This window comes from Gordonia tangerina, assembly GCF_021556435.1.
GTDB lineage: Bacteria > Actinomycetota > Actinomycetes > Mycobacteriales > Mycobacteriaceae > Gordonia > Gordonia tangerina.
This window is the reverse complement of sequence record NZ_JAKGCU010000016.1, coordinates 78,145-92,098: the sequence shown is the minus strand read 5'-3', so window position 1 is coordinate 92,098 and position 13,954 is coordinate 78,145. Positions and strand designations below refer to the sequence as shown.

Below are 13,954 nucleotides of genomic sequence, written 5' to 3'. Positions count from 1 at the left end.
ATGACCTACCAGCAAGGCGGCGGGTACGGCCAGCACGGCCAGCAGCCGGGATACGGGCAGCAGGGATATCCGGGGTACTACGGCCAGGGAGCGGCCGAAGGTCAGCCGAGCGGCGCTCCCGGATATGGTCAGCAAGCTGGTCAGTCGCAGCCGGGCTCCGTTCAGCAGGGGTACGGCCAGCAGGGGTACGGCCAGCCCGGGACGGGCCGGCAGAGCTACGGGCAGGGATATGGCCAGCCCGGCTACGGTCAAGGACAAGCCGGATACGGCCAGCAGTACGCGGGCCAGACCCAGCAGTATCCCCAGCAGGGCTACGGCCAGCACTATCCCCAGGGTTACGGCCAGCACGGATACACCGCGCCGAAGCCGGCCGGACAGGGCCTGCCGGGCAACATCGGCCAGCTGCTGGCCATCGCCATCGGTGCGGTCGCCGCCGTCGACGCGTTGGTCAGTTTCTGGAACCGCGGTTCCTACCTGCCTTACCTGGTGTTCATCGCGATGCTGGCGCTGCTGACACTGCTGCCGAAGATCCAGGCCAAGGTCGTGGCCCCAGTGGTGGCCGCCGCGGCCGTGGCGACGGCAATCACGCAGATCTACGACGTCATCTACACGTCCTCTCAGGGCGCCGGCATCATCACCAACTCGGGTGTCGACTACGCCCAGCTGACACTGAGCATCATCACCGCGGGACTCGCGTTGTTCTGGCTGCTCGTCGTCGTCGGGACCCTGAAGGTGGCGTCGGACGACGTCACCGCGGACGCCGCCGGGGTGGCGGCGCAGCCCACGGGCGCCACGCCGACGCCGGCGCCGCAGACGACAGCCTTCGGTGATGCCCAGGCCACCGCGTATGGCACGTCGGCCACCGCGAGCTCAGTGGCCCAGCCGACCTACGATCCGTCGGCCTACACGCAGAGCCCGTCGACGCCCACCCCCGGGTCCGGGACCTCGTCGGAGACCAACCCTTACCAACCCACCGCAGGAGCCGCCGATGCTGGTGGATCGTCGGCCGGCTACCCGCAGGCCGCCGAGGGGTCGGACGCGACGACCAAGATCAGCCGCCCCGAACAGCACGGCGGCCGCTGACAGACAGCGTCAGCTCGTATATGACCCGATGCCCCGGCCTCACCGGTGGGGCATCGGGTCGTTTCGATAGCCCGAACAGGGTCGGCGAGACCTGCGACGGCTGAGGCGTCTGTCGCTTTCTGAGGTCCTTGCGGCGCGTCAGCTCGGCGCACGGCCGGTGCCGTGTCACGCTCGTAGCCGATGCCCTCACCGACTGCCGACAGCCTTGCGTCGCGTCTTCGACAGATGCGACAACACAACCGTGCGCAGCGTGCGGTGAGCGAAGGCTCCGCACGTCAGCTCGTCGTGGTGGCGTTCGCGGTACCGGTGGTCACCATGCTGACCATCGCGGTGGTCACCCTCACCGTGCTGCTCTTCGCAGGTAGCGGACTGGAAGGTCTGGGTCCCGCCGTCGGCAGCATGTGGCTGGCGATTCACCAGGTGCCGGTGACCATCAGCGGGGTCACGATCGGCGTACTGCCCTTGTTGCCGACGCTCCTGGTCGCCGCGGGCACCGTGCGGATGGCCGGTTCGGCCTCCGGTCCACATCGTCCACCGAGCGAACTGATCGCCATCGTGTTCTCGGCCATCGGTGGACCGCTGCTCGTGACCGCGTTGTCGTTGGCGGTGGTCATGGACGGGACGTCGGTGCTGCCGGTACAGAGTCCACCGGCGCTCGTCGCCTTCGGCGCCACCCTCGGCATCCATGGGGGTGCTGCGCTGGCCGGCATCGGCTGGCGATATCGCACCGACATCTACGAACGCCTCGCCGTTCCGCCCTCGGTGCGGCGGGGGATACGGTACGGCGCGGCCGGGGTGTGCGCGCTGCTCACCGCGGCAGCAGCGGTGGTGGTGGTCCGACTCGTGATGCGGTGGCAGACCGTGGGCGACCTCATCGCCGGCGGCAACGATTTCGACGGATACCTTGGACTGGCCGTGTTGTCGCTGCTGTATCTGCCCAACGTGATCGTCGGCGCCGCGGCAGTGTTGGTCGGCGCCGATGTGCACTTGGGTACGGCATCCATCGACCTCGTCGATGTGCAGGGCGGTCCCGTCCCACCACTGCCACTGCTCGGGGCATTGCCCGAGGCAGGTGTCGGCACCCTGGGTGTCCTCGGATTCGTGGTCCCGGCATCGATCGCCGTGGTGGTGGGGTTGCGCTGTCGCGACCTCGATCCGATGGCCAATCTGCGTTCGGTGGCGCTGGCCGGAGCGGTGGCGGCAACCGCGATGGTCGTCATGTGCACTCTCGCCGGCGGTGAACTCGGTGAGTTCGGCATGGCCGGGGTCACGGTGCCGACCGCCGGCGTGTTCACTCTGGGCTGGTTCGTGGTGGTCGGACTCGTGGTCGGCGTGATCCATGCGGCGTTGCCGGCGACGCGGCAGGCCCGCCGATCGGCCGCGTTGGGCGGGATGGACGAGTTCGACGTCGACCCGGACGGCGGCTACGACGACGAATACCTGACGGATGATGAGTACCTCACCGACGAGTACCTCACCGACGGGTACTTTTCCGATGACTTCGGGTTCGATGATCTCGAGGTCGCCGATGTCGGAACCGATGAGATCTCCGGCGCCGACGATGATGAGTACTTCGACGATGACCACGCCGCTGATGACATGGTCGGCGGCGATCGGGTTGCCGACTCCGAGTCCGACGCCCACTTCGCCGACGAGTACTCGGCCGACTCTCGCTGAGTTCGTTCGCGCGGCGAACCCCGGCGACCAGCGGATCGGCGTCGACCACTAGGCTCCCTTGTGTGAACGCAGCTGCAGGGCCATCGGAGTCCGCAGTTCGCGTACCCTCTGAGGCTCGTGTGCCGATCGTCGTGATGGCTTCGGGCACCGGATCGTTGCTCGCCGCGTTGATCGCCCGCGCCGACGAGCCGGCACCCTTCCGGATCGTGGCCGTCGTGGTGGACCGACAGTGTCCCGCCGCTGACATCGCGCGCCGGCACGGCATCCCGGTGATCGACTGCCGGGTCGGCGATCATCCCGATCGTGGCGCCTGGGACTCGGCGCTGACCGATCAGGTGGCCGACCACGCGCCGGCTTGGGTGGTCACCGCGGGCTTCATGAAGATCCTCGGGAGCACCTTCCTGTCCCGCTTCGGCGGACGGATCGTGAATTCGCATCCCGCACTGCTGCCCTCGTTTCCCGGCGCCCACGGTGTGGCCGACGCATTGGCGCACGGCGTGAAGGTCACCGGTACCACGGTGCATTTGGTGGATGCAGGTGTCGATACCGGCCCCATCCTGGCGCAGCAGCCGGTCGCCGTCCGTTCCGACGACACCGAGGCCACCCTGCATGAACGGATCAAATCGGTAGAGCGTGAGTTGCTCGCCGACGTGGTGACGAAGCTCGTCACCAAAGGTGTAGTGATCGACGGACGAAAGGCCGACATCCCGTGAACACACAGAGCCCCGCCGACGACACCCGCCGGCCTATCCGTCGCGCGCTGGTCAGCGTTTACGACAAGAGTGGCCTCGACGAACTCGCCACCGTCCTGCATGCGGCCGACGTCGAAATCGTGTCCACCGGTTCGACGGCCAAGAAGATCGCCGACGCGGGTGTGCCGGTGACCGAGGTGTCGGCGCTGACCGGTTTTCCGGAGTGTCTCGACGGACGCGTGAAGACGCTGCACCCCAAGGTGCACGCGGGAATCCTGGCCGACACCCGCAAGAACACCCACGTCGAGCAGCTGGCCGAACTCGGTGTCGCGGCATTCGATCTCGTCGTCGTCAATCTCTATCCGTTTACCGAGACGGTCGCCTCGGGTGCCACGCCGGACGAGTGCGTCGAGCAGATCGACATCGGCGGCCCGTCGATGGTGCGCGGGGCCGCGAAGAATCACCCGTCGGTGGCCGTTGTCGTCGACCCCGCGGATTACGGCCGGGTCCGCGACGCCGTCAGTGCCGGCGGGTTCGATCTCGCCCAGCGTCGTCAGTTGGCGGCACAGGCATTTCGCCACACTGCGGACTACGATGTCGCGGTCGCGTCCTGGATGTCGAGTGTGGTGGCACCGCCCGCCGATTCGTCGACCTTCCCCGACTGGGTCGGCGCGACCTGGAATCGGTCGGCCGTGTTGCGCTACGGCGAGAACCCGCATCAGGCTGCGGCGCTCTACGTCGCCGGAGCCGGTGGCGGCCTGGCGTCTGCGGAGCAGTTGCACGGCAAGGAGATGAGTTACAACAACTACACCGACGCCGACGCCGCATGGCGTAGCGCGCACGACTTCGATGCTCCAGCCGTGGCGATCATCAAGCACGCCAACCCCTGTGGCATCGCCGTGGGCGCCGACATCGCGCAAGCGCATCGCAAGGCCCACGCATGCGACCCGGTAAGCGCCTACGGCGGGGTGATCGCCGCCAACCGCGAGATCACGGTGGAGATGGCCGAGCAGGTTGCCGAGATCTTCACCGAGGTCATCATCGCCCCCGGGTTCGCCGACGGTGCCCTCTCGGTGCTGACGCGCAAGAAAAACATTCGCGTGCTCACCGCCGCGGCGCCGGATCGCGCCGGCGTCGAGACCCGACCCATCTCCGGTGGACTGCTGATGCAGCAGCGCGATGTGCTCGACGCCGAGGGCGACGATCCGGCGAACTGGACCCTCGCGGCCGGCGCACCCGCCGACCCGGACACGCTCGCCGACCTGCTGTTCGCTTGGCGTGCATGCCGTTCGGTCAAATCGAACGCGATCTTGCTTGCGCACGACGGCGCGTCGGTGGGCGTGGGTATGGGCCAGGTGAACCGGGTCGACTCCGCACATCTCGCCGTCAACCGCGCCGGCGAGCGCGCATCCGGCAGTGTCGCGGCCTCCGACGCGTTCTTCCCGTTCCCGGACGGTTTGCAGGTCCTGCTCAACGGCGGGGTGCGGGCCGTGGTCCAGCCCGGTGGCTCGATCCGCGACAACGAGGTGATCGAGGCGGCATCGGAGGCCGGTGTCACCCTGTATCTCACGGGTGCACGCCATTTCGCGCACTGAGTTCGCCGACCGGTGAGTCCGGTCGACGTCGTCTTCCTGATCGCCGCTGGATTCGGGGCGGGTCTGATCGGTTACATCACCGGTCTCGCGTCGGTGGTGAGTTACCCTGCGCTGCTTGCTGTCGGGCTCAGCCCGATCTCGGCCAACGTCACCAACACGGTGTCGCTCGTCGCCGTCGGGATCGGCAGTACTGCGCAGTCCGGGCGGGTGCTGCTCGACGGTGACCGCCGTCGCCTGATCGGTGGTGCCGTGGCGTCTCTGGTCGGCGGCGCGATCGGCGCGGTGACCTTGCTGCTCACCCCGGCCGACGCCTTCGAGGCGATCGTGCCGTTCCTGGTGGCGCTGGCCGCGGTGGCGTTGCTGACGCAGCCGATGCTGCGTCGCTGGGCCACTCGTCACCAGGACCGGCCGGGCGTGTGGATGTTCGGGTTGGTGGTGATCTCGGTGTATGGCGGGTATTTCGGTGCGGGCGCCGGCATCATGGTGCTCGCTCTGATGCTGGTCCTGACCAGCGAACCGTTGTGGCGTGCGACGCTGTCGAAGTCGCTGTTCCTGGGTATCGCGAACACCGTGGCGGCGGTGGGCTTCATGCTCTTCGGACCGGTGCATTGGACTGCGGCCCTGGCGATGGCGATCGGCTGCCTGGCCGGTGGCTGGTGCGGGCCGCCGGTGGTCAAACGTCTTCCGGCCGAGCCGCTGCGCATCGTCGTCGGACTCGGTGGATTGGGACTCGCGGTCTGGTTGGCGCTCGGCTGATCACCAAGTGATTGCGCGGGCCGACTCGGTGCGCGCGGGTCGGCTCGGTTTACGCGGACCGCGACCACATGCGCGACCCACAACAACCCGCGCGCAGAAAACGGACCTGCCCGCCCACAGACACTGCCCTCGTATTCAACCAAGAGGTTGACAAAACCCTCGATTCGGCGCACAGTCTTATTCAACCGGATGGTTGAGGAGGGCGCGTGGCAGACGAGTTGTCCAAGGTGTTCGCCGCGCTCGCGGACCCGACACGACGCGACATGGTCGCGCGGCTGGCGGTCTCCGATGCGACGGTCAGTCAGCTCGCCGAACCCTACGACGTCAGCATCCAGGCGGTGTCCAAGCACCTCAAGGTGCTGGCGGACGCCGGGCTGGTGAGCCGTGGCCGGGAGGCGCAAACCCGTCCGGTCCACCTGGAAGCGGAGGTGTTCGACCTCATGACCAAGTGGATCGAGCGATACCGCAGGCAGGCCGAAGAGCGCTATCAGCGTCTCGATGACCTGCTCGTGGAGATGAACGACGGACCCGCGGCGCACCGTCGCGAGGACGAGAAACCCCGAAAGAGAGGAAAGGCGTCATGAGTGCAGTGCAGAGCCGGTACAGCGAGGCGGCCATCGAAGCCGACCCGAAGGTCCCGATCATCCGGATCACCCGCGACTTCCGCGGCACGCCCGCCCAGTTGATGAAAGCGCACACCGATCCGGCGTTGTTCGTCCGGTGGGTGGGCCCGGACTCCATCGGGAGCCGCATCATCGACTGGGACGTCCGCGACGGTGGTAGCTGGCGGTACGTATCCTCCAGGGACGGTGAAGAATTCGGTTTCCGCGGATGCTTCCACACCGTCTCCGACGACAAAATCGTGCAGACCTTTACCTTCGAGGGCATGCCCGACCAGGTGGCACTGGAGACGTTGTGGTTCGAGGACCTCGGCGATGGAAGCACCCGGCTGCACGCACAGTCGTTGTGCGACAGCTTCGAGGCGCGCGACGGCTGGCTGGCCTCCGGCATGGAGGTCGGAGTCAACGAGGGTTATGCCGCACTCGACAAGCTCCTCGGCGCGGGCGAGATCTGAGCTGATGGCCGAGTCGATCGTCGCGCTGGCGCCGGCGGACCGTCATCGCGTCGTCGCTGAAGGGTTTGCCGAACAGGTTGCTGCCGTGTCGGATTGGGACTCCCCAGCGCCGGTGGAGGGGTGGGTGGCGCGTGACGTCGTCACCCACCTTGTCGAGTGGTTGCCCGGCTTCCTCGCCGGCGGTGGAGTGACGCTGCCGACGGGGCCGGCCGTCGCCGATGATCCGGTCTCCGCATGGCGGGCACACGCCGCCGTGGTACAGGCCTTGCTCGGCGGCCCGTCGGCCGAGGACACGTTCACCCACCCGATGGCAGGCGAGCACCGTCTGGCCGATGCCGTGGACCGGTTCTACACCGCCGACGTGTACATGCACACCTGGGATCTGGCGGCCGCAGCCGGCCGCGGCGCAGGTCTCGATCCCGACTTTGCCCAGAGTCTGCTCGACGGCATGTCGGGTATTGAGGACCTGCTGCGCTCGTCCGGGCAGTACGGACCGGCCGTGCCCGTGGCCGCCGATGCCGATGCGGTCACCCGGCTGATCGGTTTCATCGGTCGCGATCCCGCCTGGCAGCCCGTTTGCTGAGTCCTCGCCCGGTCGGGGCCTCCGACAACCGCCCGTGCACTTCGCGGTCACCGGAGTACCGTGGACAAGGTGCCAGAGGAGAACTTCACCACCCACGCCTCCCAGACCACCGAGACCCGCCACCCGTCGCCCCGCACCGTCGGTGAACTGCGCGCCAGCGGCCACGTTGAGCGTGATGTGCGCGACGAGATCCGCAACAACCTGCTGACCGCGCTGCGCGAGGGCCGCGATCCGTGGCCCGGCATCGTCGGATTCGAGGCGACGGTCATCCCGCAACTCGAGCGCGCGCTGATCGCCGGCCACGATGTCGTGATGCTCGGCGAACGCGGGCAGGGCAAGACGCGCATCCTACGTACCCTGGTCGGCCTGCTCGACGAATGGACCCCGGTGATCGCCGGTTCCGATCTGGGTGAACATCCCTACGAGCCGATCACCCCGGCGTCGATCCGCAAAGCGGCCAACCTGCTCGACGACCTGCCGATCGAGTGGCGTCACCGCAGCCAGCGCTACAGCGAGAAGCTGGCAACACCGGATACCTCGGTGGCCGACCTCGTCGGTGACATCGATCCGATGAAGGTCGCCGAGGGCCGCAGTCTCGGGGACCCGGAGACCATCCACTTCGGGCTCATCCCGCGTGCGCACCGCGGCATCGTCGCCATCAACGAGCTGCCCGACCTCGCCGAACGCATCCAGGTGTCGATGCTGAACGTGATGGAGGAGCGCGACATCCAGGTGCGCGGCTACACGCTGCGCCTGCCCCTCGACGTCATGGTGATGGCCAGCGCCAACCCCGAGGACTACACCAACCGCGGTCGCATCATCACCCCACTCAAGGACCGGTTCGGGGCGGAGATCCGTACGCACTACCCGTTGGAGCTCGACGACGAGATCGCGGTCATCGAGCAGGAGGCCGATCTGACCGCGACGGTGCCGACCTTCATCACCGAGATCCTGGCGCGATTCACCCGGTATGCGCGCGATCACCCCTCGATCGATCAGCGGTCCGGGGTGTCGGCCCGATTCTCCATCGCGGGCGCCGAGACGGTTGCCGCCGCCGCCCTGCATCGCGCGACGGTCACCGGTGAAGACGTCGCGGTGGCGCGTGTGGTGGACCTCGAGTCGGTGGTCGAGGTGCTTCGCGGCAAGATCGAGTTCGAGTCGGGCGAGGAAGGTCGCGAACTCGAGATCCTCGAGCATCTGATGCGCAAGTCGGTGGCCGACACCGTTCGCGCCCACCTCGGCGGGATCGACATGGCGTCGCTGGTGACTGCCCTGGAGGACGGTGAGCCCGTGGTCACCGGAGACCGGGTGACCGCGCATGATCTCCTCGACTCCATCCCGGATCCCGATAGCACCGCCGATGTCCTCGACCAGATCGCGCAACGCCTCGATGCCGAGGCCGAGGGAGAACGCGCCAGTGCCGTCGAGCTCGCCCTCGAAGGTCTCTACCTGGCCCGACGCATCGGCAAGGAAGCCGACGAGAGCGGCCAGACGATCTACGGCTGAACGGGTGTGCGAACCCGTCCATACCCTCGCTGCAACAGAAATAAGTCGCTGCAACAGAAGTAAGGGGCACCGCATGGCCCGGAGAACCTCGCACCGATCCCGATATCAGCGCTTTACAGGTGGTCCGGACCCACTCGCACCGCCGGTCGACCTGCGCGAAGCGCTGCGCGACATCGGTGACGACGTGATGGCCGGCGCCTCCCCGCAACGTGCCCTGCGCGAGTTTCTGCGACGCGGGACCCAGGACATGCGTGGACTGGACCGGCTGCGTGAGCAGGTCAACCGTCGTCGTCAGGAGATGCTCAAGAATCGCAATCTCGACGGCACATTCGCCGAGATCCGCGAATTGCTCGACCGGGCGGTTCTGGAGGAGCGCAAGCAACTCGCGCGTGATCTCGACGACGACGCGCGTTTCGCCGAGATGCAGATCGGCAGCCTGCCGCCGTCGACCGCGCAAGCCGTCGAGGAACTCTCGGAGTACAACTGGCGTAGCCCGCAGGCGCGCGAGGACTACGACAAGATCAAGGATCTGCTGGGCCGCGAACTTCTCGATCAGCGGTTCGCCGGTATGAAAGAAGCGCTCGAGGGTGCCGGCGAACAAGACCGCCAACGTATCTCGGAGATGCTCACCGACCTCAACGAGCTCCTCGACGCGCACAACCGCGGTGACGACACCACCGAGAAGTTCGACGACTTCATGCGCAAGCACGGCGAGTATTTTCCGGAGAACCCGCGCAACACCGAGGAACTCATCGACTCGCTGGCGCAGCGAGCGGCGGCAGCGCAACAGTTCTACAACTCGCTGAGTCCGGAGCAACGTGCCGAACTCGACCAGCTGGCTCAGCAGGCATTCGGTTCACCGGACCTGATGAGCCAACTGGCCCAGATGGATTCGGCGCTGCGCCAGGCGCGGCCGGGTCTGGACTGGGACAACGCCCAATCGTTCTCCGGTGATCGTCCGATTGGCCTCGGTGAGGGCGCGGCCGCGTTGCGCGACATCTCCGAACTGGAAGCCCTGAGTGAACAGCTGTCTCAGCAGTATGCCGGCGCGCAGATGGACGACATCGACATCGATGCGCTGGAACGTCAGCTCGGCGAGCAGGCCGGTGTCGACGTCCGTACGCTGCAAGAGCTCGAGAAGGCGTTGTCGGAGCAGGGGTTCTTCGATCGGACCTCCGATGGGCAGCTGCGGCTGAGCCCGAAGGCCATGCGGCAACTGGGCCAGTCGATCTTCCGCGACATCGCCGAGCAACTGTCGGGTCGGGGTGACCGTCAGACGCGGCGCAGCGGCGCGCTCGGCGAGCCCACCGGGGCGTCGCGCGAGTGGGAGTTCGGCGACACAGACCCCTGGGATGTGACCCGCACGGTCTCCAACGCGGTGCTTCGCACTATCTCCGAGAGCGCGGAGCCGACGCTGGCCGCCGGCGAGATGGCGCGCGGCGGAGTCCGAATCGACGTGCGCGACGTGGAGACCGCCGAGACCGAGGCCCGCACCCAGGCCGCGGTGGTGCTGCTCGTGGACACCTCGTTCTCGATGGAGATGGAGGGTCGATGGACGCCGATGAAGCGTACCGCTATCGCGCTGAACCACCTGGTATCCACCAGGTTCCGCAGCGATGAGCTGCATCTGATCGCCTTCGGCCGCTACGCACGTTCGATCGACATCGCCGAGTTGACCGGCCTGCAACCGCGGATGGAACAGGGCACCAACCTGCATCACGCGCTGCTGCTGGCCCAGCGGCATCTGCGTCGGTTCCCGAACGCCCAGCCGGTGGTGCTGGTGGTCACCGACGGCGAGCCCACCGCGCATCTCGATCCCAGCGGTGAACCGTTCTTTTTCTACCCGCCGCACCCGCAGACCATCGCGCTCACGGTTCGCGAGCTCGATCACGTCTCCCGGCTCGGTGCGCAGGTCACCTTCTTCCGGCTGGGCGACGACCCCGGCCTCGCGCACTTCATGGATCAGATCGCCCGCCGGATCGGCGGTCGTGTGGTGGCCCCCGACATCGACGGGCTCGGCGCGGCCGTCGTCGGCGACTACCTGCGTGCCCGGCGGGGTCGGCGCGGCTGAGTCAGGGTGGGGTCTCAGGGTTTTCCCTGCCTCGGAAGCGTTGACGCACAGCGAAGATCAGGGTGGTTGCCGGAGGCGATCGTCGGTAGGCTCACCGGTGTGAACGCTCCTGATGATCCTCCGACGCCAGATGATGCTCGGGCTCGGCTGCGTGCGGCGGATGCCGATCGTGAATTGGTGCATCGGATTCTGTCCGCGGCGATGGAGCGGGGCAGTCTGACTCTGGGCGAGTACGAGGAACGTGCCGGAAAAGCCGTGGCGGCCAAGACATTCGGGGACCTCGACGCGCTCACCGATGATCTGCCGGTGGGGCAACTCGGCGTACCGATGCCCTTCGTCGGGGCGACGACCGTCACCCACATCCACTCGTCTGCCGACCGTAGACCGGTACAACACAAATTCGCGCTGATGTCGGGCACCGAATTACGCGGCCATGCCACCGTCGGCGACGGCCTCACGGCGACCGCGGTGATGGGTGGCATCGACATCGACCTGCGCGAGGTCGAGTTCACCGCGCCAATGTTGACGATTCGCTGCACTGCGTTGATGGGTGGCATCGACATCACAGTGCCCCCTGATGTGGGGGTCGACGTCGACGGTTGGGCGGTCATGGGAGGCTTTGGCGGACGGGCGGCCGGCCCCGGTACGCCCGGTGCGCCGACCGTTCGCGTCGTCGGCCTGGCGTTGATGGGAGCGGTCGAGGTCAAGCGCAAGGACCGCGAGCTGCGGCGATGACAGTCAGGCCAGTAGCGCTGCGATCACGGCGATCGCCGGGATCGACCCCAGCGTGGTGATCAACGCGGTGTCGCGAGCCAAGATCTGCGCCCGTCGATATCGGGTCGCGTACACCAGCACGTTCTGAGCGGTGGGCAATGCTGCGATCACCACTTGCGCGAAGAGCTCATGTCCCGTCTCACCGTAACCCCAGCGCGCGATGGCGTAGACCACCACCGGCATCGCCACGATCTTCAACACGCTGGCCAGCGCGATGTCACGGCGGGGGCTCTCGCCCTTCTTGAACACCGCCACACCGGTGAGCGACAGGCCGAAGGCCAGCAGGGCACATGGCACGGAGGCATTTCCCAACATCTTCATCGGTTCCAGTACCGCAGCAGGTGGTTGCGCACCCCATGCCGACACGACGAGCCCAGCGACGCCACCGAGCACGATCGGATTGGTGAGCGGGGCGACGACGGCGTCACGCATCGTGGTCGACCGGGACTCATGGCCGAGCGCGGGGTCGGTGACCGTCAGGTCGAGAGTGATCAACGCGATCGGTGAGTAGATCAAGATCTGGAACAGCAGGAGAGGGGCGATGAACGACGCGTCGTCGAGCACGAAGATGGCGATGGGAAGGCCCAGGTTGACGCTGTTGACGTAGGACGCCGCGAGCCCTCCGATCGCCAGTTCGGGTATGTCGCGGTGGAACCACAGACGAGCGATGAGTACGTAGATCACGCCGATCGCGGCCGCGCTGCCGCCGGCGATGACCAGCGTCGTGGAGAAGATCGCCGACAGGTCGGAGGTGACCAGCGAATGAAACAGCAGCGCCGGTGTGCAGACGAAGAACACCAGTCGTGACAGGACCTCGTGGGCGCCGTCGCCGAGCACCCTGGTGCGGCCGAGCAGGTAACCGACACCCACCACGATGAAGATGACGGTGAAACCCGAGACCACGCCAGACACCGGTCGAGTGTATTGGGCACCATGTCGCCGACGTGGGCGGCCGCGGATTGACCCGGGCCTGCCCTACATTGGAACGACCACCTCGGCCCGTATGCGTGGGCCGAGACCGCCGACGATCCCCGACGCCGGGCGAAACCCGGGGAAGGACAGCCGATGAGCAACCCGACTGACGGAATACCCGATCGCGAGGGTGAAACCGACGCTGCCGAACACGACTGGCGACCGCACCCGGAAGACACCCGGAGCCAGCCGTCCGGTTCCCAGCAGTTCGGCGGTCAACAGGACGCGGCCCAACAGGACGCGGGCCAGCAGTACGGAACGCCCCAATACGGAACGCCCCAGTACGGGGGTCAGCAGTACGGGGGTCAGCAGTACGAGGGTCAGGCGTACGGGACGCCGCAGTCAGGGGCTCACCAGTACGGCGGCCAGCAGTATGGGGCTCAGCAGTACGGCGCTCCCCAATCCGGCGGCACCTCGTACCCAGACCAGCCGTACGGGTCACCGGGGTACGGGGGCCAGTACGGGGCCCAGAACTACGGGGCTGCGCCATACGGTGCGGCGCCTTACGGGTCAGCGCCGTACGGGGCGCCGTATGCACCGGGCGGTTTCGCACCGGTCCGGCAGACCAACGCCAAGGCGATCGCGGCGCTGATCTGTGGGATCGGTTCGTTCCTGGCATGTCCGGGGGTACTCGGTGTGGTCGCGGTGATCCTCGGCAATTCGGCCCGCGACGAAATCGCCGGTTCGGCGGGGACCCAGGAAGGCGAGGGCATGGCGAAGGCCGGTGTCATCCTGGGGTGGATCTCGATCGCGCTGGTCGTGGCGGCCCTGCTCGTGGTGCTGATCGCACTGATCATCGGCGCGGTCGCCTCGGTATGAGATCACACTGATGAGGAGGCGTTTTGGAGGATACGGCGTGCGACCGGTAGTCTGATCGGGTTGTGTTCCGCGTCTGACCGGCCAAGGCTGTGACAGACCGGGTACACCGATCGGCGGGTCCGACCGATGTCGGCGGACCCCAGCGGACTCATACGTAGGAGAAGGGCTCAACAATGGCTGTACCCAAGCGCCGGATGTCGCGGGCGAACACCCGCAGCCGTCGTTCGCAGTGGAAGGCGGACAACCCCGCTTTGCAAGAGGTGAAGGTGAACGGCGTTGCGCAGCGCATTCCCCGTCGGCTGGTGAAGGCTGCCAAGGCCGGCGTCATCGACCTGGATCGTCGCTGAGCAT

Annotated in this window: 14 protein-coding genes; 13 read left to right on the top strand and 1 reads right to left on the bottom strand. The window is 67.1% G+C overall.

From position 1 onward, the window contains the following. The 11 genes from L1892_RS16690 (at position 1) to L1892_RS16640 (ending at position 11,773) form a co-directional block, all read left to right on the top strand. Complete coding sequence (locus tag L1892_RS16690) at positions 1-1,083, top strand: RodZ family helix-turn-helix domain-containing protein (protein WP_235724737.1); 1,083 nt, start codon at positions 1-3, stop codon at positions 1,081-1,083. Between the two features lie 180 nt (positions 1,084-1,263). After that, a complete protein-coding gene (locus L1892_RS16685) occupies positions 1,264-2,760 on the top strand; it encodes a cell division protein PerM (RefSeq protein WP_235724736.1) in 1,497 nt (498 codons plus the stop codon). Positions 2,761-2,894: 134 nt separating this feature from the next. Next, positions 2,895-3,473, top strand: coding sequence for a phosphoribosylglycinamide formyltransferase (gene purN, locus L1892_RS16680; RefSeq protein ID WP_235724735.1), 579 nt, complete (start codon positions 2,895-2,897; stop codon positions 3,471-3,473). After that, positions 3,470-5,047: a bifunctional phosphoribosylaminoimidazolecarboxamide formyltransferase/IMP cyclohydrolase gene (gene purH / locus L1892_RS16675; protein ID WP_235724734.1), complete on the top strand. Its 1,578-nt coding sequence runs from the start codon at positions 3,470-3,472 to the stop codon at positions 5,045-5,047. The genes purN and purH overlap by 4 nt, the downstream gene beginning before the upstream one ends. 12 nt (positions 5,048-5,059) lie before the next feature. After that, positions 5,060-5,803: a sulfite exporter TauE/SafE family protein gene (locus tag L1892_RS16670; RefSeq protein ID WP_235724733.1), complete on the top strand. Its 744-nt coding sequence runs from the start codon at positions 5,060-5,062 to the stop codon at positions 5,801-5,803. 206 nt (positions 5,804-6,009) lie between these two features. Further along, entirely contained in the window at positions 6,010-6,387 is a 378-nt protein-coding gene (locus tag L1892_RS16665; RefSeq protein ID WP_235724732.1) for an ArsR/SmtB family transcription factor, read from the top strand. Next, positions 6,384-6,878 (top strand): SRPBCC family protein, encoded by a 495-nt coding sequence (locus tag L1892_RS16660; protein ID WP_235724731.1) that lies wholly within the window; start codon positions 6,384-6,386, stop codon positions 6,876-6,878. The genes L1892_RS16665 and L1892_RS16660 overlap by 4 nt, the downstream gene beginning before the upstream one ends. A 4-nt stretch (positions 6,879-6,882) precedes the next feature. Continuing rightward, entirely contained in the window at positions 6,883-7,461 is a 579-nt protein-coding gene (locus L1892_RS16655) for a DinB family protein (protein WP_235724730.1), read from the top strand. 60 nt (positions 7,462-7,521) lie between these two features. Continuing rightward, positions 7,522-8,967, top strand: a complete 1,446-nt coding sequence (locus tag L1892_RS16650; RefSeq protein ID WP_235724729.1) for a sigma 54-interacting transcriptional regulator — start codon at positions 7,522-7,524, stop codon at positions 8,965-8,967. A 73-nt stretch (positions 8,968-9,040) separates the two neighbouring features. Continuing rightward, the gene (locus L1892_RS16645; protein WP_235724728.1) at positions 9,041-11,038 is read left to right on the top strand and encodes a vWA domain-containing protein; all 1,998 of its coding nucleotides are present in this window, start codon (positions 9,041-9,043) and stop codon (positions 11,036-11,038) included. A gap of 99 nt (positions 11,039-11,137) precedes the next feature. Then, complete coding sequence (locus tag L1892_RS16640) at positions 11,138-11,773, top strand: DUF1707 SHOCT-like domain-containing protein (protein WP_235724727.1); 636 nt, start codon at positions 11,138-11,140, stop codon at positions 11,771-11,773. 3 nt (positions 11,774-11,776) lie between these two features. Here the strand turns inward: L1892_RS16640 and L1892_RS16635 are convergent, their stop codons facing one another. Next, a complete protein-coding gene (locus tag L1892_RS16635) occupies positions 11,777-12,724 on the bottom strand; it encodes an AEC family transporter (protein WP_235724726.1) in 948 nt (315 codons plus the stop codon). A 153-nt stretch (positions 12,725-12,877) separates the two neighbouring features. Between L1892_RS16635 and L1892_RS24795 the strand changes: the two genes are divergently transcribed. Both L1892_RS24795 and rpmF read left to right on the top strand, forming a co-directional pair. Further along, the gene (locus L1892_RS24795; protein WP_272492743.1) at positions 12,878-13,603 is read left to right on the top strand and encodes a DUF4190 domain-containing protein; all 726 of its coding nucleotides are present in this window, start codon (positions 12,878-12,880) and stop codon (positions 13,601-13,603) included. A gap of 173 nt (positions 13,604-13,776) precedes the next feature. Next, entirely contained in the window at positions 13,777-13,950 is a 174-nt protein-coding gene (gene rpmF / locus L1892_RS16620; protein ID WP_160903017.1) for a 50S ribosomal protein L32, read from the top strand. The last annotated feature ends 4 nt before the right edge of the window (positions 13,951-13,954 follow it).